The organism is Rhizobium sp. NLR16a (assembly GCF_017948245.1).
Classification (GTDB): domain Bacteria; phylum Pseudomonadota; class Alphaproteobacteria; order Rhizobiales; family Rhizobiaceae; genus Rhizobium.
Window position 1 is genome coordinate 319,154 of record NZ_CP072866.1, and the last position, 24,416, is coordinate 343,569.

Here is a 24,416-nt window from a genome sequence, read left to right on the forward strand (position 1 = left end):
TCGAGTCGAGGCTTTCCAGCACGACCCGACCCGGCGTGCGCTCGATTTGGCTAGCGCCTTGCTTTGATTTAAAAGGGTGGATCAGTCGCGCATAGAACGACGGAATAATTCCTGGGGCAAAAACTGAGCCGGGAAATGCGCGTGGGACCGGCCCTCAGTGCCGGCAATAGGCCCGTACTAGTTCCGGATCCTGCTGGAGCTCGTCGAGCCAGGCCGGATCAAGCGTCGGCACCGACGAGAAGAGCAGTTGCGAATAGGGATGCTGCGGCGCCTTCACCTTCGCGGGGCTGATTTCTTCGATCTTTCGGCCGCCATACATGACGACGATCTCGTCGCAGATCGCTTCCACCACCGACAGATCGTGGCTGATGAAGATGTAGGAGAGGCCGAGTTCCCGCTGCAGTTCCTTGAGGAGATCGATCACGGCGGCAGCGACCACGGTGTCGAGCGCCGAGGTGATCTCGTCGCAGAGGATCAGCTTCGGATCGGCGGCGAGCGCCCGGGCGAAGTTGACGCGCTGCTTTTGCCCGCCCGAGAGTTCCCCCGGCCTGCGGTGGCGCAGGTTGCGGGGAAGGCGCACCATGTCGAGGAGTTCGTCGATCCGGGCATTTCGCGCCTGTCGATCCATGCGATGGTAAAAAACCAGCGGCCTGGCGAGGATGTCCTCGACGGATTTTGCCGGATTGAGCGCCGTATCGGCATATTGGAAGACGATCTGCATCTCGCGCAACTGATCACGTGAGCGCTCGCGAGCGCTGCGGCGCAGTTCCGTGCCGTCGAAGATGATCTTGCCGACGGCTGCCGGCAGGATGCCGGCAATGGTGCGGGCGAGCGTCGATTTACCGCAACCGGATTCTCCGATGATGCCGAGGTTGCGCCCTTTTTCCACCGTCAGGCTCACATGCTCGACTGCGCGAACCAGGGGAAGGCCGTCGGCTTGGCGCTGTCCGTACCCAGCGACGAGATTTTCGATCGTCAGAAGCGGCGCCGTCGCGGCCTCTATTGCGCCCGCCGTGCCGCGCGATTTCGGCTCGAAGGCTGCAAGCAGTTCTCTGGTATAGGGATGCTTTGGATCGTTCAGAATCTCTTCGGTGGTGCCGGTTTCCTGGGTTTCTCCGCCTTTGAGAACGACGATGCGGTCGGCGATCTGGGCGACGACGGCAAGGTCGTGCGAGACATAGACGCCCGATATGCCGCCTTTTTTCATCACCGATTTGAAAGCGCGCAGAACTTCGATCTGGGTCGTCACGTCGAGCGCCGTTGTCGGCTCGTCGAAGATGACCAGAGTGGGATCGCCGATCAGCGCCATGGCGGCTGCAAGGCGCTGCAACTGGCCGCCGGAAACCTGGTGCGGGTACCGGCTGCCGATCGTCTCCGGTTCCGGTAGGGAAAGCGCCCGAAAGAGCTCGATAGCCCGGGCACGCGCATCTTCCGGCGACATCAGCTGATGAATGCGGGTAACCTCGATCACCTGGTCCATGATCGATGTGGCCGGGTTGAAGGCAGCGGCGGCCGATTGCGGCACATAGGCGACTTGCGTGCCGCGCACCTTGGCGCGCTGCTTCTCGCTGAGGGTGACCATGTCCTTGCCACCGACCGAAACGCTGCCGCCGGAGATGCGGCAGCCCGCGCGGGTATGGCCCATGAGCGTCAGGGCGATGGTCGTCTTCCCCGAGCCGCTCTCACCGATCAGCGCGACGATCTCGCCCTCGGCAATATCAAGACTGACACCCTTGATGATCTCGACGCGTCGGCCGGAATCGGTGGTGGCCTCGACCTTCAGGTCACGAATTTCGATGAAATTGCTCATGACGGGCTCCGGTCGCGAATCTTCTGCGGCAGGTTGTCGATCAGCAGATTGACGCTGATCGTGAGGCTGGCGATGGCAAGTGAGGGGAACATCACCGCCGGCGCGCCGAATGGCAGGCCACCGATATTCTCGCGCACGAGCGCACCCCAGTCGGCATAGGGCGGCTGGACGCCGAGGCCCAGGAAGGACAGTCCCGACAGCAGCAGAACAATGAAGACGAAACGAATGCCGAGATCGGCAAGCACCGGCCCGACGATGTTGGGCAGGATTTCCGAGCGAATGAGATAGAGGGTGCTTTCACCGCGGATGCGCGCGACGGTGATGAAATCCATCGTATTGATGTTGACGGCGAGCGCCCGGGCGAAGCGGTAGGAGCCAGGGATGTAGATCACCGACAGCGTCAGGATCAGAACCGGGATCGAAGAGCCGACCGCGGCGACCACCACCAGACCGAAAAGCTTGCTCGGAATGGAATTCATGGCATCGAGGAAGCGGCTGAGGATCGTGTCGAGCCAACCGCCGGCGACCGCCGCGATCATGCCGAGCACCACACCGCTGAAGCAGGCGATCGTTACCGCCGCGAGCGAGATGCCGACCGTATAACGCGCGCCCATCAGAATCCGCGACAGCATATCGCGGCCGAGATAATCAGAGCCCAGCCAGAGCTCCCGGCTCATCGGGCCGAAATAATCGAGATCGACAATTTCGCCGATGGGATAAGGGATAATCAATGGCGCGAAGATCGCGACGAGCGCCCAAGCGAGGATGACGATCAGGCCGATCGCTCCGACGAGGTTGAAGCGATAACCAAGCCGGGTTCCGGGCAGCCGGGCGGAAGTGGTCTCGGAGCTGGTCATGGTCATCGGAGCCTCGGATTGGAAAGAATGGCGATGATATCGGCGATGGTGATCAGCAGCAGATAGCCAAGACAGAAGATCATCGCGCAGCTCTGGATCAGCGGCAGGTCGCGGGTGGCTACGGCGTCCAGCATCAGCTTGGCGATACCGGGGTAGTTGAAGATGGTCTCGACGATGATGACACCCCCGAGCAGATAGGAGAGCGACAGCGCGACAGCATTGACGATCGGGCCGAGAGCATTCGGCAGCGCATGGCGAAAGACTATACGCGGCCGGGAGGCGCCCTTGAGCAACGCCATCTCGACATAGGGCGTGTTGAGCGTCTCGATCACCGCTGCACGCGTCATACGGATCATCTGGGCCGAGACGACGAAGGTGAGCGTGATCACCGGCATGGCATAGACGCGCAACAGGTCGCTCAGACTGTGGACCTCGTTGGCCAAGGAGAGCGCCGGCAGCCATTTCAGGTAGACGGCGAAGATGAGCGCGGCGGAGGTCGCGACCATGAATTCCGGCACCGAGATGACACCGATGGTGATTACGGTGACGATCCGGTCGTAAAGAGTGCCGCGCAGCATTGCCGCGGTGATCCCGAGTGTCAGCGCAATCGGCACGGAGAACAGCGCGGTGACGCCGGCAAGTTTCAGCGTATTAATGAAGCGGCCGGCAATCAGGGCAGCGACCGGCATTTCGTTGGCATAGGACGTGCCGAGGTCGCCCTGCAAAAGACCGATGATCCAGCGCAGGAAACGAAAGAGGGCCGGCTCGTCAAGATGCATGGCCTTGCGCAGCCCTTCGACGGCTTCCGGCGTGGCGGCCTGACCGAGCAGGATCGTCGCCGTATCCCCCGGCAGGAGCGTTGTTGCGAAGAAGACCGCGAAAGAGACGATCAGCAGTGTGATCACGGCGACGAACAATCTGCTCAGCACAAGGGATAAGACCTGGTTGTTCACGGGTGGCTCCCCTTTCGTCTCGGTCGGTTTCGAAAGAACCGGGGCTGGGCCGCAGCCCCGGTTCTTTAATCTATCAGGCTTCAAGCCAGACGTATTCGGCAAAGGCATATCCCATCTGGCCGCCGAGCGGGTTGGGCTCCAGACCCTTGAGTTTGGCAGTGGTGGCGTCGACATTCGAGAGATAAGCCGGAATGATCGTGCCGGCTTCATTGGCAATCATCGCCTGCATCTCGTCATAGATTGCCTTGCGCTTTTCCTGGTCGAGCGACCCGCGTGCTTCGATCAGCATCTTGTCGAACTTTTCCGACTTGTACTGGCTCTCATTCCAGGGAGCCTGCGAGGAATAAAGCAGCGAGAACAGGATGTCGGGGGTAGGACGTGGATTGATATTGCCGAAATGGATCGGCGCCTTGAGCCAATAATTGTCCCAGTAACCGTCGGAGGGAACCCGCTGGACATCGAGCTTGAGGCCGATCTCGGCGCCTGACGCCTGAATGATCATCGCCATGTCGATCGACGAGTTTGCCGCCTCGGAGGCGATCACGGGAATGGATTGACCGAGCACGCCAGCCTTGTCGAAGTGGAATTTCGCCTTGTCCGGATCGAAGGCGCGCGGCTTCAGATCGGCGTTGCGGTAATAGTTGACGGGGGAAACCGGCTGGTCGTTGCCGATCTCACCGAGGCCACGAAGCGCCGATTTGACGATCTGTTCGCGGTTGACGAGATACTTCATGCCCTCGATGAAGTCCCGCTTGTTGCCGGGATTCATGTCCAGCCGCATGTTGAGGTTGGTGTAGTTGCCGGACGTCGTCTTCGACAAGGTGAAGCCGTCACCCTGGGCTTCGACAAGGCGCATCGAGCGTGGATTGATCGAGGCTGCGAGGTGGATATCGCCTGATAGCAGGGCGTTGACGCGGGCATTGTCGTCGCTGATGGCGAAATATTCGAAGGAATCGACGTTGGGGCCGGATTTCCAGTAGTTCTTGTTCTTGATCCCGACGGAACGAACGCCCGGCTCGAAGACTTCCCTGACGAAAGCGCCGGTGCCGTTGGCCTTGGTGAAATCGGTCGTCCCGTCGGCAACGATCATGAAGTGGTGCATCGACAGGATGGTCGGCAGGTCGGCATTCGGATCGGCAAGCGTGATCTCGACGGTCTGCTTGTCGATAGCCTTGAAGCCGGTCATCTGGGCGGCGATCTTGGCAACCTTCGAACCGACGGACGGGTCGAGATGGCGCTTCAGCGAGAAGACGACGTCTTCAGCCGTCAGCGGTTTGCCGTCATGGAAAGTGACGCCCTTCTTCAGCTTGACGGTCCAGGTCTTGGCATCCTTGGATTCGATCGCCTCGGCAAGCTCCATCTGCGGCGTACCGCTCTTGTCGAGGAAGGTGAGGCGGTTATAGAAGGAGCAGCAGCGGACATAGTCGGTAGAGAGCGACGCCTTTGCTGGGTCGAGTGTATCAGCCGTCGACGACGACCAGCCGGCCGCCTTGAGTGCTCCACCGGCAACGGGCGTCGCAGCGAGCGCCTTGCCGGCGCGGCCGAGCACAAGTCCGCCGGCCGACATGGCAACGCCGCCCGCAAGCATCATATGCAGCAATTCGCGACGGGTTGCGCCACGACGGATGGCGGTTTCGATCATGGCGTCGTCGGATCTGGTCCAATTGGTGATCTTGTTGTTCATCTCATTCCCCTTTTCCTCTGTGACGGGCCGCCTTAGTGGCGGGCCCGATCCGGCTTTAAAAGTTAGGCGCGCGCGGCGGCCACGGCCTCTGCAAGGTCGGCCATCGACGTGAAATGATAGTCGGGTGCGGTGAACTCGGCCGGCTCGATCGTGCCGCCGTAGCCCTTCTGGGCATGCCGCCGCTCGATCCAGCAATTGACCAGGCCGAGTTTCCTGGACACCCCGATATCGTGGTACTGGCTCTGGGCGACATGCAGGATTTCATCTTTCGAATGCCCTTCCGAAGCGATGTAGGCGAAGACTTGCTCGAAGAAGGCCGGGTCGGGTTTCTCGGTCCCCGTATCGTCGGCGGTGAAGGCCGCGTGGAAGGGATTGCCGAGCTCCTTCTGGAAGAATTCGAATGCCCAGCGGCGGGCGTTGGTCATCGCTACGAGGCGGTAATCTTTTGCGAGCTCTGCCAGTGCTGTGGCGCTGTCGGTGAAACCCTTCCAGCTCTTTGCCGAGTCCCGCAGTCGTTCGCCGTATTGGCGATCGGCCGGCAGGTCGAGCTTCGGCGCGATCGCGAGATAGACGCGCACGAGATCGTCGGGAAAGAGGTCGGCGTCGTCGGAGTAGCGGACCTCGCGGTAGAGGCTGAGCGCCCGCTCGCCATCGATTTCATTTCCCGTTTCGGCCGCGATCTCGGCAAGACAAGTCTTGAGACCGCCCTCGAAATCGATGAGCGTGCCGACGACGTCGAAGGTCAGGTATTTGAATTCCGAAAGGCTCTTGCTCACGTGAATTCCCCAGTGTTCGGCCCCAATCGGAGCGCGGCTTCTCGAAGAAGAATTTTCTGTTCCGCCGGCGGTCTCGTTGTCCCGCTCTTGTCTGGAACGCTCGCATCCGCCGGTTCCAGGTCTTTTCTTGATTTCAGTTTGTCACCTGCGCTGCGCCGGATTCTCCGAAAAGGCGCCATGAGGCGGCACAAAATACCGAATCTCGCTGTTTCGCGATATTCTCAGGCCCGCAGCGCCCGACGCACATCCGGGTCCTCCAACGTCTCGTCGAGCGTCATACGGGTGCGCTCGACGATTGCGTCGATCTCCGTTTCAGTGCAGCACAGCGGCGGGGCATAACCAAGCACACCATTGCCGAACGCGCGGATGACGAGGCCGTTTTCCCAGGCGCGATCGAAGATGCGGCGCGCCGGTTCGGCCGATGCCGGCAGCGGTGTCTTGTTCACCTTGTCTACCACAAGCTCGATGGCAGCAAGCATGCCGCGCCCGCGGACATCGCCGACGAGCGGGTGATCCCTCAGCGAGTCCAGGCCCTGCATCAGCCGCCTCCCGGCCTTGACTCCATTGTCGAGAAGGCCGTTTTCGTAGAGTTTCAACACTTCGAGGCCGACGGCGGCGCTGACAGGGTGGGCCGAATAGGTGTAGCCATGGCCAATCGCGCTGGCACCCGCCCCGTCGGCAATCGTCTCATAGACGTGATCGGCCATGAAAACGGCGCCCATCGGCACGTAGCCTGAGGTGAGGCCCTTGGCGGCTGTCATGAGGTCAGGCACGACCCCTTCCTCACTGCAGGCAAAAAGCGGCCCGGTCCGGCCAAAGCCGGTGATCACCTCATCGGCGACAAAAAGGATGTCGTGCTCGCGGCAGAATTCCCGCATCGCCTTGAGCCAGCCTTTCGGCGGCACAAGCACGCCCCCCGAACCCTGGATCGGTTCGACGTAGAAGGCGGCGACGCGTTCGGGCCCGATCGCCTCGACCTTGCTTTTCAGTGCCACGAGCGAGGCCTCAATGATCGCCTGCGGGCTGTCGCCGACTGGATTGCGGTAGGCGTAATGCGACGGAATTTTATGCTGCCAGTCGAAAGGAAGGCCGAAGCCGGCATGGAAGGCTGGCAAGGCGGTGAGGCCCGCGCCCACCGTCGAGGAGCCGTGATAGCCCTGTTCGACCGAAATGAACTGATCGCGTTCGGGCCGCCCTCGAGCATTCCAGTAGTAGCGGATGAAGCGGATCGTGCTATCCACCGCATCTGAGCCGCCGAGCGTGAAATAAACATGGTTCAGATCGCCCGGCGCCCGGTCGGCAAGCTCTCCGGCGAGTCGGATCGCAGGCTCGGAGCCGAGGCCGAAATAGGCGGTCGCATAGGGAAGCTCCCGCATCTGCCGGGCCGCCGCCTCGACAATGCTCTCGTGGCCGTAACCGGCATTGACGCACCAGAGGCCGGCGAAACCGTCGATCAGTTGTTTGCCCGAGGCGTCGGTGACCGTTGCTCCCTTGGCCGAGGCCAGCACCCGTACGCCATGCTTTTCATGGCTGCGGTAGGATGCCACCGGATGAATGAGATGGGCGCGATCGAGTTCGATGAGCGAATTGCTGTACATGGGATCTCCGGATCAGCCGAGGGCCTGACTGGCAAGGGCAAAGTTGGTAGCGGTCCGGGCGGCGACGTCGCCGGCCGATGGCTTTCTCATAACGATGCCACCGCCGACATGGGCGAGCCCCAGCGTGACCAGCCATGGAGAGAGTCCGGTTTCGGCAGTCGTATCCACCCGCAGGAACCGTCCTGCCCGTGCGGCGATGTGATGTTCGATGAGCTTGCGCGCGTCTTCGATATCCGCGGCGACCACGGGTCCGATCACCTCACCGCGACCGAAGGGACGCAGGCAGGCGAAACCAGAGACACCGCCGTCGCGGCGAATGACGGCGAATTCGCCGATCCTTGCGAGATAGGAGATGAGCTTTTCTCGGTCGGCGCCGAAGGCAAGGCGGTCCACCCCAATGATGGCCGGGAGATCGTCGGCGGTGGCAGCGCTCGTGCCGGCCGGCGCGCCGATTTCTCCGACAAGGCCTTGGTGCTGCAGCACGGTCCCGGTTTCATGAAAGCCAAGCTTCTCGTAGAGCGGTAGGCCCACCGTTGTCGCGACCAGCCGCAGCGGCCGGTCGCCTGCGATCCGCAAGGCGGCTTCCATCAGCCTGCGGCCGAGGCCACGGCCGCGCATGGTTTCGTCGACGATGACCATGTTGATGGTCGCGCAATCTTGCCTGTAGGGTGTGACGAGGATGGTGCCGACGACCCTGTGGTCCTCGATCGCGACCACGCCCTCGCTCAACGCGAGCGCCATCTGCCAGTCTTCCCGCCGATGCGGCCAGCCCGCCTGTCTGGAGAGCGCAACAGCGCCTTCCAGATGGTCTGGACTGAATGCAGCGATTTCGATCTGACGAGTTTGCATCGGGCCGTCCTTCATGTCGTGCCCGCAAGTCTGCCGGAACCCCGGCGGGCAGATCGTCTGAAGGCCGCGGTTCAGGCGGTATCTTATGGCTTTACCTCGGCGGACCGCCGCATCTTATGCTGGAGCCGATCGATATATTCCATCGGGATGCTCCATGGCTGGTGGGATTACCTCATCATCGCCAGCGCTGCCTCAAAGAAGTCGTCGCCACCGAAGTTTCCTGATTTCAATGCCAGAAGCATGTCGCCCTGCCGATTGCCGACCGTCCGCAGCACCGGCACGCCGGGGGCAATTTCGGGGCCGATCAGAAATGCCGGAATGGCAAGCCTGTCGACGGCGGCCCCCGAGGTTTCGCCGCCGGCGACCACCAGGCGGCGCACGCCTCTTTCAACCAGTTCGGCGGCGATGATGGACGTCGCGGTCTCGATCGCGTGGCCGGAAGCCTCCCGCCCATATTGCAATTGCAGCCGGGATACGGTTTCCGGCGCCGCGCTCGCGGCGACGATCACGGGACCGGCGGAGATGCGGTCTCCGGCCCAGGAAATCGCCGCGGCGATCTCATCCGGGCCTGATATCAGCCGCTCCGGATCAAGCCGCAACACAGGCATCGACCGTTCGGCGACCTCGAGCTGGCGTAGCGTTGCTTTCGAACAGCTGCCGGCAATAATCGCCGAAAACCCGCCGACAGGGCGAATGATGTCTTCAGCTGCTGCGCCGCCTGATATGCGGCCGGAACGGACGAGCGCCCGGGCAAGGCCGAGGCCAAGGCCGGACGCACCGGTGGAGACCGGCGTTTCGAGTGCGACCTCGCCGAGCGTTTCCAGATCCCTTTCGAAAATTGCATCGGCGACAGCCATGGTCACCCCTGTCGCGCGCAACGTATCGAGCCTCGCCCTGGCGGCGGCAGGGCCGGCCGCGACGGCTGCCAGGTCGATCAAGCCGACGGCGCCGCGCGATTGGCGGGTGAGAACCCGCACGAGGTTGGCGTCGTGCATTGGGTTGAGGGGGTGATCCTTGAGCGGACTTTCGTTCAAGGGTTGGCCGCCGACGAAGAGATGGCCGAGATAGACGGTGCGGCCGGTTTCCGGAAAGGCTGGTGTAACCAGCACGCTGCCGCCGCCCGCAGCATTGCGCAAGGCCTCGGTGACGGGACCGATATTGCCGGCATCGGTGGAATCGAAGGTCGAGCAGATTTTGTAAAGCACATGGCCCGCGCCCCGATGGCGCAGCCATCGCTCGGCTTCGGTGGCAGCCGTCACGGCCTCTGGGGCCCTGACCGAGCGGATTTTCAGGGAGACGACAACGGCATCCACGTCGGGCAGTGCCAGCGATGGATCCGGGATGCCGACCGTCTGCACCGTGCGCAGGCCATTCTTTGTCAGCGTGTTGGCAAGATCCGACGCGCCCGTATAGTCGTCAGCGATCGATCCGAGTGAAATAGCCATCGTCTAGCTCCGTGCAAAGGGTTTGAACCAGCCTAGACCGTCCAGTGTGTGGCTGCGCGGGATGTATTCGCAGCCGATGAAGCCGTCATAGCCCAGGCGGTCGATTTCGCCGAACAGATAGGGATAGTTCAGTTCCTCCCCATCCGGCTCGTTGCGTGACGGCACGCTGGCAATCTGGATATGGCCGGTGATCGGCAGTAGGCGCCGCAACGCCATGACGACGTCGCCATGGATGATCTGACGGTGATAGATATCGAACTGGAGCTTCAGGTTCGGCAAGCCGCATTCGGCAATCAGCAGTTCGGCTGCGTTGAAGTCGTTGAGGAAATATCCCGGCATGTTTCGCCCGTTGATCGGCTCGAGCAGGAGATCGATGCCCTTTTCCGCAAGCCGCTCGGCCGTATAGGTGACGGAGCGCCGATAACGGGAGGAGGCGTCGCCGTCGTGACGGTCGGCGATGCCCGCCATCAGGTGCAACCGTCCGACTCCCGTCGCTGCCGCAAAGTCCAGTGCCTTGTCGACATCGGCTTTCAGCGCATCGAACCGTTCGGGAAGGGCGGCAATGCCACGTTCGCCTGCTGCCCAGTCGCCCGGCGGCAGGTTGAACAAGGCCTGCTGCAGATTGTTGCGGGCAAGCCGCTCGGCAATTGCCTCCGGCGTGGCTTCATATGGAAAGAGGTATTCGACGGCGGCAAAGCCGGCATCGGCTGCGGCGTCGAAACGATCGAGGAATGCCCATTCGTTGAACATCATCGTCAGGTTGGCGGCGAAAACCGGCATGTCTAGCGTTCCTTTTTACAGCCTCTGCGGCTTCTCGTTGGAACCGGGCAACTCAGCGCCGGAAAGTCTGGCATAGAGCCGCGCGAGCGAGGAGTCGTCGTCCCGGCCCATGCCGGCGCCTGCGGCGGCCAGATACATCTGCAGGGCCGCGGCCGCGAGCGGTGACGGATATCGTTCGGAGCGCGCCATATCCTGGACGATACCGAGATCCTTGACGAAAATCTCGATGCTGCTGAGCGGCGTATAGTCTCCGGCCAGCACATGCGGCACGCGGTTTTCGAACATCCACGAATTGCCGGCCGAGGCGGTGATAACCTCATAGACCTTGTCGAGGTCGAGGCCCTGCTTGGCGGCAAAGGTGATGGCCTCGCAGGCGGCGGCGATGTGCACACCGGCAAGAAGCTGGTTGATCATCTTGAAGGCAGCGCCCGTTCCGGCCGCGTCGCCGAGTTCGTAGACCTTGCCGGCCATGGCGTTGAGACCTGGGCGCGCCCTGTCAAAGGCCTGGCTGGAGCCGGATGCCATGATCGTCAATTCGCCAAGCGCCGCCTTGGCTGCGCCGCCGGAAATCGGCGCATCGAGATAATGCAGACCGAGAGCCTCTACTCTTTGCGCCAGATTGCGTGCGACGGCGGGATCCATGGTTGCCGACGAGATGAACACGGCGCCTGGCTTCATTGTGCTCGCAACGCCTTCCGGGCCGAACAGCACGGCCTCGGTCTGCGCGCCGTTGACGACGACGGAGACGACGATGTCGGCATCCTTTGCCGCGCCGGCCGGGGTCTGTGCACCCCGTCCGCCGTCGGCGATGAAGCGGTCCACCGCCGCCGACGTGATGTCATATCCAACGACATCGAGCCCTGCGCGCTTCATCGACCGGGCCATTCCGAGCCCCATTGAACCAAGGCCGATGACGGCCGCGATGAAAGTGGAGCCTGAGTTTTCGGCAAGCGGTGTCATGGGAGTTTCTCCAGTCCTGAAAGAGCCGTGCCTTGGCATCTGCAGCCAAGTTTTGGCAGCGCTGCCATTTCCTACTCCCTTTTGGCAGCGCTGCCAACTGCAGATTGGCAGCGCTGCCAAAAATATCTTGCTTCTGGCCGGAAGTGATGAAAGATGGATGTCGCAGCGAGGCGTCCCAAGGATCGCTTCGCACTTAAAGATTCCAGATGCCGGGTTCAAAAGCGACCATGGAATTCAAACATCAGGCGACCGTGACCCTTGCAGAGGTCGCGGAAGCGGCCGGAGTCGGCGAGAGTACGGTGTCGCGCGTGCTGCGCAACCACGGTTCGTTTTCCGGCAGAACGCGGGAGCGGGTGATGGCCGCCGTCGAGCGGCTGGGCTATGTCCCGAACCGGATCGCCGGAACGCTTGCCTCCACCGGTTCGCGTCTTGTCGCCTTCGTCATTCCCTCGCTGTCCAACATCGTATTTTCCGACGTGCTGCGTGGAGCGAGCGCCGTTCTGGAAGAAAACCGCTATCAGGCGGTCTTTTCGGTGACGGACTATGATCCGGGCAAGGAGGAGGCGCTCGCTACTGCGATGCTTGCCTGGCGGCCGGCAGCGGTGATGCTGGCGGGGTACGAGCACACCGACGGCACGGTGAAGATGTTGCGCGCCAGCGGGTGCCGGGTCGTGGAACTGCTCGATCTGGATGGCGATGCCCTCGATATCGCCGTCGGCTTCTCGAATCGTGCGGCCGGGCGGGAGAGCGCTGCCTTCCTGCTCAGACGGGGCTACCGAAGGATCGGCTATGTCGGTCACGACCTGGACCGCGACACCCGCGCCGGCAAGCGTTTTTCGAGCTTTTGCGAAACTCTCGACGCCAACGGAACTCCGCTCATTGCTCGCGAAATCCTGGCGGGCGCCTCGTCAGTGGAAAACGGCAAGCAGGGGCTGGAGCGACTGTTGGCACGAGCGACCGATCTCGATGCCGTCTATTTTTCCAACGACGACATGGCGCTCGGCGGTTATTTTCACTGTCTCTCTCAAGGGATCGTTATCCCCTCGCAGCTCGCCATATTCGGCTATAACGGCCTAGATATCGGCCGGGCAATACCGCAACCCCTGTCGACGATCCGGACGCCGCGCGTGGCGACGGGACAGACAGCCGCTGAGTTGGTCGTCGCCAACGCGCCGCCGCAAGCCATCGATCTCGGTTTTGAACTGATCGAAGGCGCAACTGCGTAAGATCGGAGGAACTGCCATGTCCGACGCCCGCCTGCGTGAGGAAATCTGCCGATACGGTCGCTCGCTGTTCGAGCGCGGGCTGACGCCGGGTTCGTCCGGCAATATATCGTTGCGGCTGGAGGACGGCGGCTGGCTGGTGACGCCGACCAACGCCTCGCTCGGCTTCCTCGACCCGGCCCGGATCTCCAGGCTCGATGCGGAAGGCCGGTTGCTGTCGGGCGACAAGCCGACCAAGGAAATCCCGCTTCACACCGCCCTCTACGACACACGCGGCAGTGCCCGCGCTATCGTCCACCTTCACTCGACACATGCGGTGGCGCTGACCATGCTGCCGGAGATCGATCCGCGTGCCGCCCTGCCGCCGATGACGCCATATTATCTCATGCGCGCCGGCGAGACCGCGTTGGTGCCGTATTATCGCCCAGGGGATCCGGCAGTGGCCGACGCGATCCGGGGACTGGCCGGCAGATATTCGTCGGTGCTTCTGGCCAATCATGGACCTGTTGTCGCCGGTGACAGCCTGGAGGCGGCGGTGTTTGCGACTGAGGAACTGGAGGAAACGGCAAAGCTCTATCTGCTGCTGCGCAACCTCAACCCCCGTTTCCTCAGCCCGGCTCAGGTGGCCGATCTCGTCGATACATTCGGCCTCGACCTTCCGTCGCAGCATGGCCACGATCACGATTGAACAGATCCCCGGCGCCCCGGGGAGGCGCAACCTTCTGCCAAACGCCGCTTTCGATACGATAGATTCTGCTTCCGATGCGGCCAATTCAGGCAGCCATGGGCGAAGCGGAGCCTATGATTGTGAACAGGTCCCAGTTCCGATCGCTAAAGGATACGCAGATGACGACGTTCCGTCCGAAATACATCACCTTCGATTGCTACGGCACGCTGACCAATTTTCAGATGGCGGAAGCGGCGCGCGACCTCTACGGCAATCAGCTTGACGAGCCGCGCATGGTGGAGTTCATCAAGAATTTCGCCGCTTATCGCCTTGATGAGATCATGGGCGCCTGGAAGCCCTATGCCGAGGTGGTGCACAATTCGCTCGAACGGACTTGCAAGCGCAATGGCGTGGAATTTCGCCACGAAGCAGCGCAAATGGTTTACGAGCGTGTTCCCACCTGGGGGCCGCATCGCGACGTACCCGAAGGTCTTGCCAGGGTTGCCCGCGAAATTCCGCTGGTGATCCTGTCCAATGCCATGGATGCGCAGATCATGTCGAATGTCGAAAAGCTCGGCGCGCCCTTCCATGCGGTCTATACCGCGCAACAGGCAAATGCCTATAAGCCGCGTTTCCAAGCCTTCGAATATATGTTCGACATGCTCGGCTGCGGACCGCAGGACGTGCTCCATTGCTCGTCCTCCTTCCGCTATGACCTGATGTCTGCCCACGATCTCGGCATCAAGAACAAGGTCTGGGTCAACCGGGGCCACGAGCCGGCCAATCCCTATTACGGCTATGTCGAAATCCCTGATATCTCAGGTCTGCCCGGTGTCGTTGGCCTCTGACGGAGACAAACGGATGCAGTTTCAATCCTACTGGCATGACACAGCCCGCGCTTTTGCCGATGCGGCTCACGGTCCTGTCGAAGGACATTATGATGTGGCCGTCATCGGCGCCGGTTTTACCGGGCTTGCGGCCGCGCGCCAGCTTGCGAAAGCCGGCGTCAAGGTCGTCGTGCTGGAGGCCGAACGCGTGGGCTGGGGGGCGTCGGGACGCAATGGCGGCCATCTCAACAACGGGCTAGCCCATAGCTTCCTGTCTGCCAAGTCAGCACTCGGCACCGAGCGTGCCGTCGCGCTTTATCGGGCGTTCGACGAGTCGATCGACACCATCGAGGCGATCGTCGGCGAGGAGGGCATCGACTGCAACTTCCGTCGCGCCGGGAAGCTGAAGCTTGCCTCCAAGCCGCAGCATTTCGATGCCATTGCCCGCAATTTCGAGGCTGTGCATAGAGAGGTCGATCCGGAGACGGCGCTTCTTTCGGCGGATGACTTGAAGAGTGAGGTCGGCTCGCCTTTCCATGGCGCCATGCTCTCGAGGAAGAGCGCGATGATGCATATGGGGCGCTATGTCGCCGGGCTCGCCGCCGCGGCCGCCCGCCACGGCGCCGTCATTTTCGAAAAGGCCGCCGTGACCGGCCATCGGCAAGGCAATGGACGCCACAGCCTCAAGACGGGGCGCGGCACCGTCACCGCCGACCACGTACTGGTCGCGACAGGCGCCTACACCCCGTCGCTCTTCGGCTATTTCCGCCGCCGGATCATTTCCGTCGGCAGCTTCCTGCTCGCCACGCGGCCGCTGAGCGACGCCGAAATCGCAGCGACGATGCCGGGAAACCGGACCTGTGTCACCTCGCTGAATATCGGAAACTATTTCCGGCTGTCGCCGGACAAGCGGCTGATCTTCGGCGGTCGAGCACGCTTTTCCGCCACGTCGGACCAGCGGTCGGATGCAAGGAGCGGTGATATTCTGCGCGCCGGTCTGGCTGAAATCTTCCCGCAACTTGCCGGCATCGAGATCGACTACTGCTGGGGCGGGCTCGTCGATATGACGAAAGACCGTTATCCCCGCGCGGGCTATGGCGACGGCGTTTGGTACGCCATGGGCTATTCTGGCCACGGCGCCCAGCTCTCCACCCATCTCGGCATCATCATCGCCGATGCCATCATGGGCAAGGCGGACCGCAATCCGGTCAAAGGCCTCGAATGGCCTGCCGTCCCCGGCCATTTCGGCAAGCCGTGGTTTCTGCCGGTCGTCGGGCTCTATTACAAGACACTCGATCGCTTCATGTAAGCGCGGCGTGACGAGAGCGGTTCAGCCTTTCTCAGGCATCTCCCGTAAACTTGCCGCCGTTTGGAAGACAGTCAGAAAAACCATATGGGAAGGCGCCGGCGGAGCTTCCGGCGCCCTTTTTTATGACGGTCAGGAGAGCCCGCCGATGTGGAAGCTCTTCATTTCAAGATATTCCTCAATGCCGCATCGTGCGCCCTCACGCCCGAGGCCGGATTGCTTGACGCCGCCGAACGGAGCGACCTCGGTCGAGATGGCGCCGGTGTTCAGGCCGATCATGCCGAATTCGAGCGCCTCGCCGACGCGCCAGGACCGTTTCAGGCTCTCGGTGTAGAAATAGGCTGCAAGGCCGAAGGGAGTGGAATTGGCGATGCGGATCGCCTCCTCCTCGGTGTCGAACCGGAACAGCGGTGCAACCGGTCCGAATGTCTCTTCGCTGGCGAGCTGCATGTCGGTGGTCGCGCCGCCAAGCACCATCGGAGCGGCATATTGATCGCCTGCAGGCATGGAATCCACAGTGGCGAGGATCTTGGCTCCCCTTTTTACGGCATCCTCCACGTGACGGTTGATCTTCTCGATCGCCGCCTTGTTGATCATCGGCCCGATATCCGTGCCGGCCTCGGTGCCTGCCCCGACCTTCATGGCTGCGACCCGCGCGCCAAGTTTGGCGGCAAAGGCGTCATAGACGCCGGACTGGACGAGAAGGCGGTTGGCGCAGACGCAGGTCTGTCCGCCATTGCGGAATTTCGACGCGATGGCGCCTTCCACGGCAAGGTCGAGATCGGCATCGTCGAAGACGATGAAGGGTGCGTTGCCGCCGAGTTCGAGGCTGAGCCGCTTGACGCTGTCGGCCGCCCCGCGCATCAGCAGCGAGCCGACGCGGGTCGAGCCGGTGAAAGAGATCTTGCGGACGGTCTGGTTCGTCATCAATTCGTCGCCGATCGCGGCCGGCATGCCGGTGACGATGTTGATCACGCCCTTGGGGATGCCGGCGCGTTCCGCCAGTACGGCGAGCGCCAGCGCCGAAAACGGGGTCAGGTCCGATGGCTTGATGACCACCGTGCAACCTGCCGCAAGTGCCGGCCCCACCTTGCGGGTGATCATCGCATTGGGAAAATTCCAAGGCGTGATGATCGCCGATACGCCGACGGGCTCCTTCAGAACGATGATCCGTCGCTCCGCGGTGGGCGAGGGGATGGTTGTTCCGCCGATACGACGTGCTTCCTCGGAAAACCATTTGATGAATGAGGCGCCGTAGCGGATTTCGCCTCGCGCCTCCGTCAGCGGCTTTCCCTGTTCCGTGGTCAGGATCAGCGCCAGATCCTCGATATTGTCGAGCATCAGATCGTGCCAGGCCTCGAGCAGGGCGGCGCGCTCGGCATGGGTCTTTGCCCGCCATGGACCAAAAGCCTTTTCTGCCGCCATGATCGCGGCCCGCGTGTCGGCTGCGTCCATGTCGGGCACGCTGCCCAGCACATGCTGCGTCGCCGGATCGATGACCTCGATCGTGCGCCCCGCTGCGCCCCCGCACCATTCTCCGTCGATGAGCCCCTGCTGGCGCAGCAGGCTGCCATCCCTCAATCCGTTCATCTTGTCCTCTTTCATCAAAGCGTCCTCTCCACAATTCCGGGCGCAAAACCGCGGCGCAACCTGTGCGACATGCTCTAGTCGAGTACCGAAAGCACCGATGTCGTGATCGTCTCCGTCTTGTCCTTGCCGGGAACAGCGCCGATGCCGCGCGCCGTCGTCGCCTCGATCGCGGCCATTATCCTTGCGGCAGCAGCCGCCTCTCCGAGGTGTTCCAGCATCATTGCGCCCGACCAGATGGCGGCTATCGGATTGGCAATTCCGAGATGAGCGATGTCAGGCGCGGAGCCGTGGACGGGTTCGAACATGGACGGCGCCGAGCGATCGGGATTGATGTTGGCCGATGCCGCAAAGCCGAGCCCGCCCTGGATGGCGGCCCCAAGGTCGGTCAGAATGTCGCCGAAGAGATTGGATGCGACCACGACATCGAGGCTCTCAGGCGCCATGACCATGCGGGCGGCCATGGCGTCGATGTGGTAGCTGGTCACCTCGACATCCGGATATCCCGCAGAGAGCCTGTGGGTGATCTCGTCCCAGAAGACCATCGAATATTTCTGCGCATTGGACTTGGTCACTGAAGCGAGTTTGCCACGCCGCGCGCGTGCCTGCTCGAAGCCGAAACGCAGGATGCGTTCTATCCCCTTGCGGGTGAAGATCGAGGTTTCCACAGCTACTTCGCTGTCCGTGCCCTGATGGACGCGGCCGCCGGCGCCGGAATACTCGCCCTCGGTATTTTCGCGGATGCAGAGGATGTCGAAGCCCTCGGACCGCAGCGGCCCCTGCACGCCCGGCAGCAGCCTGTGCGGGCGGATATTGGCATACTGAACGAAAGCCTTGCGGATGGGCAGCAGGAGCCCATGCAGCGACACGGAATCGGGCACCTTGCGTGGCCATCCGACGGCGCCGAGCAGGATGGCGTCGAAAGAGCTCAGCGTCTCGATCCCGTCGGCGGGCATCATGCTGCCGTTTTCGAGATAATAGTCGCAGGACCAGGGGTAGCGGGTCGCTTCAAGAGAAAATCCGCCCGATCCGGCGGTCTTTTCGAGCACGGCCCAGGCAGCGTCGGTCACGTCGCGGCCGATGCCGTCTCCTGGCAGAAGGGCAATCCTGTAGGTCTTCATCGCAGCTCCTTAAAGGCTGATGAGCACGCTCTTGCTCTTGCGGTTGGCATGATAGGCTTCGCGGCCGAGATCCTTGCCGATGCCGGACTGCTTGTAGCCGCCGGTCGGCAGGATATGGTCGCGCGAGCGGCCGTAACGGTTGACCCAGACGGTGCCGGCCTGCAGGCGGCCGGTGAGGCGGATGGCGCGCGCGAGATCGCGGGTGAAGAGGCCGGCGGCCAGCCCATAGGATGGGTGGTCGGCCAGCCTCAGCGCCTCCTCCTCATCCTCGAAGGTCTGGATGGTCAGGACCGGTCCGAAGATTTCCTCGAGAACCGCGGGCGATGTTGCCGACACGCCCGAAATCAGCGTCGGCGCGTAGAAATAGCCCTCACGGTCGAGCCGGCCGCCGCCCGTAAGGCACTCCGCGCCGCCGTCGATGGCGGCGCGGATGATGCCATCCATGCGGGCGATCTGGCGTTCGGAGATAACGGGCGAATAGTCGGTCGTTTCCTCCCAGGTCGGTCCCGGGCGGATTGCCGCCAGTCGGGACAGCAGTGCTGCCGCGAGCGCGTCCGCCACCTTCGCCTCGACGATGAGGCGGGATCCGCATATGCAGGCCTGGCCGGCATTGGACAAAATGCTGCCGGCGATGGCGCCCGCGGCGAGATCGAGATCGGCATCCGCGAAGACGAGTTGCGGGCTCTTCCCGCCGAGCTCCAGCGTCATCGGCTTCACGCCGGTACGGGCGATATTGGCCATGATCGCCGCACCGGCCGCAGTCGAGCCGGTGAAGCTGACCTTGGAAATCCCCGGATGCCCGGTGACGGCCGTTCCGGTGGTGGGGCCGTCGCCGAGCACGACATTCACGAGGCCGGCGGGCAGGCCGGCCCGCACTGAAAGTTCGGACATGTAGAGCGTTGAAAACGGCGTCATCTCCGATGGCTTCAACACCACCGCATTGCCCGCGGCCAGCGCCGGAGCGAGCTTCCACCCGGCCATCGACAGGGGGAAATTCCAGGGCGTGATGGCGCCAACGACGCCATAGGGTTCCGTCATGATCATGCCGAAATTCGCGTCGTCGGTCGGGACGAGATCGCCGCCTTCCTTGTCGGCGAATTCGGCAAAGAAGCGGATCTGTTCGGCGGTGACGGCGATGTCGCCGGCAACGAGCTGGCCGACGGGGCGGGTTGAGGAGAGCGCCTCAAGCCTGGCGAGGGTCTCTGCCTCGGCTTCGATCAGGTCCGCCCAGCGCTGCAGCGCCTTGGTGCGCTCGCGCGGGCGCACACCGCCCCAATTGCTTTCATTCAATGCACCCTTTGCCGTTTCCACGGCCTGATCGACAAGGGCCGCGTCGGCAAGCGGACAGCCGGCATAGGCCCTGCCGTCGGACGGCCGATGCATGTCGATGACGGCTTCGGCCGGAACCAGCCGGCCGCCGATGAAATGCCCTACGGGCAGTGAGATCGAGTTCGGATCGAAGCTGAGTGTCATTGCGTGTCCTCGGCATGAGCTTGCTTAAGCCTAGCTTGCGAAACCGAGCAGCATGCATCGACCGATATTGTTGCGGCGGATAAAAATTGCGTTTTCCCCGCCGCCACCAGTCAAATCTACGGCTGGTGTCCGCGCCCGGCGCCGCGCTGCCCGCGCAGAGAGGACAGCCGCCCGCCAGCTCACGTCACTGTCACGTAGATCTTGCGCACCGTCTCGATCGTCTTCCAGACGCCGATAAAGCCCGGCTTCATGACGAAGCTGTCGCCGGCCCTGTAGACCACCGGTTCTCCGCCTTCCGGCGTGAGTTCGACCAGACCGGACAGAATATGGCAGAACTCGAACGTCTCGCCCTTGATCGAACGCGTCTCACCGGGCGTCGCCTCCCATATGCCGGTATGAACCGTCTCTGCGCGAGCGACATCCTGTGCCCAGGTCTTGAAGGTGGGATTGCCCGCGATCAGGCGCTCGGGAAGGGGGCCGGACTCGCGCGGCGGATGGGATGGGTTGGCGTCGATGGTCTTGAGCAAAGACATTGTTTTCCTTTCCGGGGTGCAGATTTGTGTGGCGAGATAGATCAGTAGCCGCGGCTGCGATCGACCAGCCCGATCGGATCGAGGCCGGATTGATGCCGTTTGATGTTGCCGATCACGGCGGCCGCCGCGGTTTCGGCTTGAGTGACGCTGGCGATATGCGGCGTCAGCAGAATTTTCGGATGATTCCAGAAGGCGTGGCCCGGTGGCAGCGGCTCCGGATCGGTAACGTCGACGACGGCGCCGGAGAGATGCCCGGTGTCGAGCGCGCCGACGAGCGCCTGATGATCGAGCTGGGCGCCGCGGCCGGCATGAACGAGTGCGGCCCCGGCGGGAAGCCTGGCGAAGAGCTCGGCATTCAGGAAGCCGCGCGTCTCCTCGGTCAGCGGCAGCATGCAGACCAGAATATCGGTGGTGGCAAGCAGGGTCTCCAGCCACTTGCCGCCGCTGAGGCACCGAACGCCCTCGATCGCGCGCGGGGTGCGGCTCCAGCCGGACAGCGGGAAGCCGAAGGGGCGCAAACTCTCAAGCACTGCGCTTCCCAGCATGCCAAGCCCCAGCACCCCGACGCGGCGTTTCGCGGCCTGAACGGGTGGGATCGGCTGCCAGATCCCGCGCCGCTGCTGGTCGAGATAGGCCGGCAGATCGCGATGGAGTGCGAGGACGGCCAGCGTCACATATTCCTGCATCATCCTGACGATGCCGTCCTCGACCATGCGCACCACCTTGACCTGCGCCGGCACGGCGTCGATGCGGAACTGATCGATGCCGGCGCCGATCGAAAACAGGATTTCGAGATTGCGGTAGCGCGCGAGATCATCCGGCACGGTCCAGGTGATGAGGTAGCGCACCGCCTCCGGTTCGACCGACGCCGGATCCGTGGCGAAGTCTATGTCGGGAAGGTCGCGCGCGAAGGCCTCAGCGAATACGGCGCCCCGCTTCGCATCGGAATTGAAGAGAAAGGTCATTGCATCGGCTCCTTGATCTGACGGTCAGGCGATGCAATGTCGGGCGAGTGCCTCGATCATCGCCTGGCAGGCCAGGAGTTCGCCCTTGAGGATGAATTCGTCCGGCCGGTGAGCACGGGCGATATCGCCCGGCCCGCAGATGATCGCATCCATCCCGGCGCGCTGAAAAAGGCCGGCCTCGGTGCCGTAGCTGACGGCGGCGAGCGGCTCGCTACCGGTAAGTTCGCCAAGCAAGCGCGCAAGTGGCGCATCGGCGGCAAGCGACAGCGCCGGATAGGCGCTGAGTTCGCGCCATTCCACTTGGAAGCCGCGTTGCGGTAGCGCCTCGGCCACGGCCCGCAGCGGCGCAAGCAGCGTGGCCGGGTCGATTCCGGAAATAGCCCTGGCCTCGAACTCGGCCTCGCAGCTATCGGGAATGATGTTGACCGCCTGGCCGCCCTTCAATGTGCCGACCTGGAGCGAGGAATAGGGCGGTTCGAACACATGCTCGAACGGACCATGCGTCAGCCGTTCGGCTTCGGCGCTAGCGCAAGCCAAAACCTCGGTCATGGCGTGGATGGCATTCAGTCCCTGTTCCGGGCGCGAGGAATGGCCGGAGCGGCCCATGACAGTCAGCCGAGCGGCTGCCTTGCCCTTGTGGGCCCGGATCGCCCGCATGCCGCTCGGCTCGCCGATGATCGCGCCGAGCGGACGTGCGCAGAGCTTAGGCAGCCGCGCGATCATGTGCGGGACACCGCGGCAGCCTGCCTCCTCATCGTAGGAAAAAGCGAGGTGGATGGGCCGGCGGAGCCCTGCCGCCGCGAGCGCGGGGGCGGCGGCAAGCATGACGGCGAGAAAGCCCTTCATGTCGGTGGTTCCGCGACCGTAAAGGCGGTCCTTTTCGGCGCGCAGGCGGAACGGATCGCTGCTCCACCCGCCCTCGGCGGCGGGAACGACATCCATATGGCCGGAGAGGATGTAGCCGGGGCTCTCCCTTGGGCCGATCGTCACGAAGAGGTTCGACCGGTCCCCCTCAGGGCCGGGAAGCTCGGTGGCGGCAATGCCGTGACTTTGCAGGTACTGCCGGATCCAGGTGACGATTTCGCCGTTGGGTGTGCCGACGATGGAGGAAAAGCCGACAAGCCTTTCGAGGATTTCAATTGCCTGCATGAGCCTCCTCACTGCACGGATGGATCGAATTGCCGCCGGGCTTTGGCCATCACGGCGCCGTCGGCGCTCGGGATCTGGTCAATGACTGTAGAGGCCTGCCCCGGCTTTATTTGCCGAAAGTGCCTCGGATTTGGACGATTGTTGTGTTCGCGCGGGCTTCGCCAGTGAATTGTATCGCACGAACCGTCCTAATCTGGATAACGAAGTTTCAGGAGGGCGCTTTCCCTATGGATTGGCCGGACATGCGCGAGGAGGGCGGGAGTGAGTGCACTGACATCCGAATCCAGATTGGTCGACAGTTTCGAGACGCGCATTGCCGGGATCGACAGTGTCGACCTCGACAAGCTGCATGCGCTGTCGATGTCCGTTGCCTGGCCGCATCGCCGTGAAGACTGGCAGTTCCTGCGGGAATTCGGCCAGGGCATCGCGGCCATAGATGAAATCGGCCGCATCCTCGGCTCTGCGATGTGGTTTCCCTATGATGAACGGTTCGCCACGATCGGTATGGTCATCACTTCGCCGCGCCTGCAGGCCAATGGCGCCGGGCAATGGCTGATGCGCCACGCGCTCGACCAGGTTGCCGGGCGTAATCTTGGGCTGAACGCGACGCGGGCGGCGCGACGCCTTTATTTGTCGTTGGATTTTGTCCGTGAAGCGCCCGTCTTTCAATGCCAGGGTGAAGCGATAGCGCCACCGGATGTGGAGTTGCCGCCCGGTGCCGCGATACGGCCTGTGGAAGCTGAAGATCTGGAGGCGATCGCAGAACTGGATCGCGTGGCCTTCGGCACGGACCGCACGCCGCTTCTGGCTCGGCTCATGGGACATTCCAAGGGCATCGTGTTGGTTCGCGCCGGCCGGATCGAGGCCTTCTCGCTTTGCCGAAGGTTCGGGCGCGGCCATGTCGTCGGCCCGGTGGTGGCCGCCAGTGACGCAGACGCGATTGCTGTCGTCCATCCGCATGCGCTCGAGCATGCGGGGTTATTCCTGCGCCTCGATACACGCGAGAAAGTCGGGATATTTGCCGATTTTCTCTCCCGCTGCGGCCTTGCTGTCTTTGACTTCGTGACAACCATGTCGCTGGGCGCCCCTTGGCTTCCAATTCCGGGCGGTCATGTCGGGCATCGGCCGAAAACCTATGCGCTGGTCAGCCAGGCGCTCGGCTGACGGGGAATTAAGCGCCGGGATAAATGGGCGTGGCGTCCGCAGCCTTGATACGTTCGACTTCGGGTCGGAAGGAACGATATTGCCACAGTCCTTCCGCCGTTTCCCGCCGGTATACGGTCTCGAGCCAGAACACCGTGTCATCGATTGGCGGGGACAGGATGCCAGGCATACCACTCCGACCAGATCCTCTCTCGCTGCTCGATATTCATCGCCCTCTCCCATTCTTGAAGCGATCCGCTTCGAAAAATATTCAGAAGGAGAGAATTATATTGCGAAACTATTCTGTCACGAAGATCGTTGTTGGCGCCGCGCGAAGCTGCTCGGCCATCGTCTCACTGCGGCTGGCGCGCATGACGGCCTCAGCCAATCGAGCGTAGCCCGAGATAGGCGGCCAGGCTAACGGCAGCAAGGGCGATGGTCAGCCTGGGGCGGGCGTCGTCGAACATTGCCGCCAGCATAAGGCAGAGCATCAGCACGACAGATTTTGCCCAGAGATTTTGGTCGGAGACGGTGAAGGCGACTGCCGCCAGAAAGACCGCGCTTGCGACGACCGTCACGGGAGCGGATTTCTCAGCGAGATCGCCGCCGGAAAAATACGGCAGAAGAAAACGCCGCATGCTGAGGCCTGAAGCGACGCTCAGAAGAAGGCAGGTCAGGACTAGGTGCAGCATATGGTCGGCGCCGGTCGT

General features: G+C 62.7%; 22 protein-coding genes and 1 pseudogene. 5 read left to right on the forward strand and 18 right to left on the reverse strand.

The features are described from left to right. Nucleotides 1-154: 154 nt before the first annotated feature. From J7U39_RS21240 to ltnD, 10 genes are all read right to left on the reverse strand, one after another. On the reverse strand, nt 155-1,810 hold the full coding sequence (locus J7U39_RS21240; protein ID WP_210631762.1) for an ABC transporter ATP-binding protein: 1,656 nt from the start codon (nt 1,808-1,810) through the stop codon (nt 155-157). Further along, complete coding sequence (locus J7U39_RS21245) at nt 1,807-2,673, reverse strand: ABC transporter permease (RefSeq protein ID WP_210631763.1); 867 nt, start codon at nt 2,671-2,673, stop codon at nt 1,807-1,809. Before J7U39_RS21245 ends, J7U39_RS21240 begins: the two co-directional genes overlap by 4 nt. After that, nucleotides 2,670-3,620, reverse strand: a complete 951-nt coding sequence (locus J7U39_RS21250; protein WP_210631764.1) for an ABC transporter permease — start codon at nt 3,618-3,620, stop codon at nt 2,670-2,672. Before J7U39_RS21250 ends, J7U39_RS21245 begins: the two co-directional genes overlap by 4 nt. Nucleotides 3,621-3,693: 73 nt before the next feature. Then, nucleotides 3,694-5,304 carry an ABC transporter substrate-binding protein gene (locus tag J7U39_RS21255; RefSeq protein ID WP_210631765.1) on the reverse strand — a complete coding sequence of 537 codons (1,611 nt, stop codon included), beginning with the start codon at nt 5,302-5,304 and terminating at the stop codon, nt 3,694-3,696. A gap of 62 nt (nt 5,305-5,366) precedes the next feature. Next, the gene (locus tag J7U39_RS21260) at nt 5,367-6,080 is read right to left on the reverse strand and encodes an HAD-IA family hydrolase (RefSeq protein ID WP_210631766.1); all 714 of its coding nucleotides are present in this window, start codon (nt 6,078-6,080) and stop codon (nt 5,367-5,369) included. A 221-nt stretch (nt 6,081-6,301) separates the two neighbouring features. Continuing rightward, nucleotides 6,302-7,678 carry an aspartate aminotransferase family protein gene (locus J7U39_RS21265; protein WP_210631767.1) on the reverse strand — a complete coding sequence of 459 codons (1,377 nt, stop codon included), beginning with the start codon at nt 7,676-7,678 and terminating at the stop codon, nt 6,302-6,304. Between the two features lie 12 nt (nt 7,679-7,690). After that, the gene (locus J7U39_RS21270; RefSeq protein WP_210631768.1) at nt 7,691-8,527 is read right to left on the reverse strand and encodes a GNAT family N-acetyltransferase; all 837 of its coding nucleotides are present in this window, start codon (nt 8,525-8,527) and stop codon (nt 7,691-7,693) included. Nucleotides 8,528-8,694: 167 nt separating this feature from the next. After that, nucleotides 8,695-9,972: a 3-oxo-tetronate kinase gene (otnK, locus tag J7U39_RS21275; RefSeq protein ID WP_210631769.1), complete on the reverse strand. Its 1,278-nt coding sequence runs from the start codon at nt 9,970-9,972 to the stop codon at nt 8,695-8,697. Nucleotides 9,973-9,975: 3 nt separating this feature from the next. Further along, nucleotides 9,976-10,752, reverse strand: coding sequence for a 2-oxo-tetronate isomerase (gene otnI / locus J7U39_RS21280; RefSeq protein ID WP_210631770.1), 777 nt, complete (start codon nt 10,750-10,752; stop codon nt 9,976-9,978). A gap of 15 nt (nt 10,753-10,767) precedes the next feature. Continuing rightward, on the reverse strand, nt 10,768-11,712 hold the full coding sequence (gene ltnD / locus J7U39_RS21285; protein WP_210631771.1) for an L-threonate dehydrogenase: 945 nt from the start codon (nt 11,710-11,712) through the stop codon (nt 10,768-10,770). A gap of 227 nt (nt 11,713-11,939) precedes the next feature. Here ltnD and J7U39_RS21290 point away from each other — a divergent pair, with 227 nt between their 5' ends. The 4 genes from J7U39_RS21290 to J7U39_RS21305 all read left to right on the forward strand — a co-directional run bounded on the left by J7U39_RS21290 (nt 11,940) and on the right by J7U39_RS21305 (nt 15,738). Then, complete coding sequence (locus J7U39_RS21290) at nt 11,940-12,938, forward strand: LacI family DNA-binding transcriptional regulator (protein WP_210632196.1); 999 nt, start codon at nt 11,940-11,942, stop codon at nt 12,936-12,938. Between the two features lie 16 nt (nt 12,939-12,954). After that, entirely contained in the window at nt 12,955-13,623 is a 669-nt protein-coding gene (locus tag J7U39_RS21295) for an aldolase (RefSeq protein ID WP_210631772.1), read from the forward strand. Nucleotides 13,624-13,781: 158 nt separating this feature from the next. Then, entirely contained in the window at nt 13,782-14,450 is a 669-nt protein-coding gene (locus J7U39_RS21300; RefSeq protein ID WP_210631773.1) for a haloacid dehalogenase type II, read from the forward strand. A gap of 13 nt (nt 14,451-14,463) precedes the next feature. Next, nucleotides 14,464-15,738: an FAD-binding oxidoreductase gene (locus tag J7U39_RS21305; protein WP_210631774.1), complete on the forward strand. Its 1,275-nt coding sequence runs from the start codon at nt 14,464-14,466 to the stop codon at nt 15,736-15,738. Between the two features lie 129 nt (nt 15,739-15,867). On the opposite strand, the gene J7U39_RS21310 is transcribed toward J7U39_RS21305, so the two are convergent. The 6 genes from J7U39_RS21310 to argE form a co-directional block, all read right to left on the reverse strand. Next, complete coding sequence (locus tag J7U39_RS21310) at nt 15,868-17,325, reverse strand: NAD-dependent succinate-semialdehyde dehydrogenase (protein ID WP_210632197.1); 1,458 nt, start codon at nt 17,323-17,325, stop codon at nt 15,868-15,870. 74 nt (nt 17,326-17,399) lie between these two features. Beyond that, on the reverse strand, nt 17,400-18,443 hold the full coding sequence (locus J7U39_RS21315) for a tartrate dehydrogenase (protein ID WP_210631775.1): 1,044 nt from the start codon (nt 18,441-18,443) through the stop codon (nt 17,400-17,402). A gap of 9 nt (nt 18,444-18,452) precedes the next feature. Beyond that, entirely contained in the window at nt 18,453-19,916 is a 1,464-nt protein-coding gene (locus tag J7U39_RS21320) for an aldehyde dehydrogenase family protein (protein WP_210631776.1), read from the reverse strand. A 179-nt stretch (nt 19,917-20,095) separates the two neighbouring features. Further along, nucleotides 20,096-20,449, reverse strand: coding sequence for a cupin domain-containing protein (locus tag J7U39_RS21325; protein WP_210631777.1), 354 nt, complete (start codon nt 20,447-20,449; stop codon nt 20,096-20,098). Between the two features lie 41 nt (nt 20,450-20,490). Beyond that, nucleotides 20,491-21,414 carry a glyoxylate/hydroxypyruvate reductase A gene (locus tag J7U39_RS21330; RefSeq protein WP_210631778.1) on the reverse strand — a complete coding sequence of 308 codons (924 nt, stop codon included), beginning with the start codon at nt 21,412-21,414 and terminating at the stop codon, nt 20,491-20,493. A gap of 24 nt (nt 21,415-21,438) precedes the next feature. Further along, a complete protein-coding gene (gene argE / locus J7U39_RS21335) occupies nt 21,439-22,563 on the reverse strand; it encodes an acetylornithine deacetylase (protein ID WP_210631779.1) in 1,125 nt (374 codons plus the stop codon). Nucleotides 22,564-22,824: 261 nt separating this feature from the next. Here argE and J7U39_RS21340 point away from each other — a divergent pair, with 261 nt between their 5' ends. After that, nucleotides 22,825-23,727 (forward strand): GNAT family N-acetyltransferase, encoded by a 903-nt coding sequence (locus tag J7U39_RS21340; RefSeq protein ID WP_210631780.1) that lies wholly within the window; start codon nt 22,825-22,827, stop codon nt 23,725-23,727. Between the two features lie 7 nt (nt 23,728-23,734). Here J7U39_RS21340 and J7U39_RS31865 read toward each other — a convergent pair. Together J7U39_RS31865 and J7U39_RS21345 are read right to left on the reverse strand one after the other, a co-directional pair. Next, nucleotides 23,735-23,936: pseudogene (locus tag J7U39_RS31865) on the reverse strand (hypothetical protein). 150 nt (nt 23,937-24,086) lie between these two features. After that, nucleotides 24,087-24,398, reverse strand: a complete 312-nt coding sequence (locus tag J7U39_RS21345) for a hypothetical protein (RefSeq protein WP_210632198.1) — start codon at nt 24,396-24,398, stop codon at nt 24,087-24,089. Between the last annotated feature and the right edge of the window lie 18 nt (nt 24,399-24,416).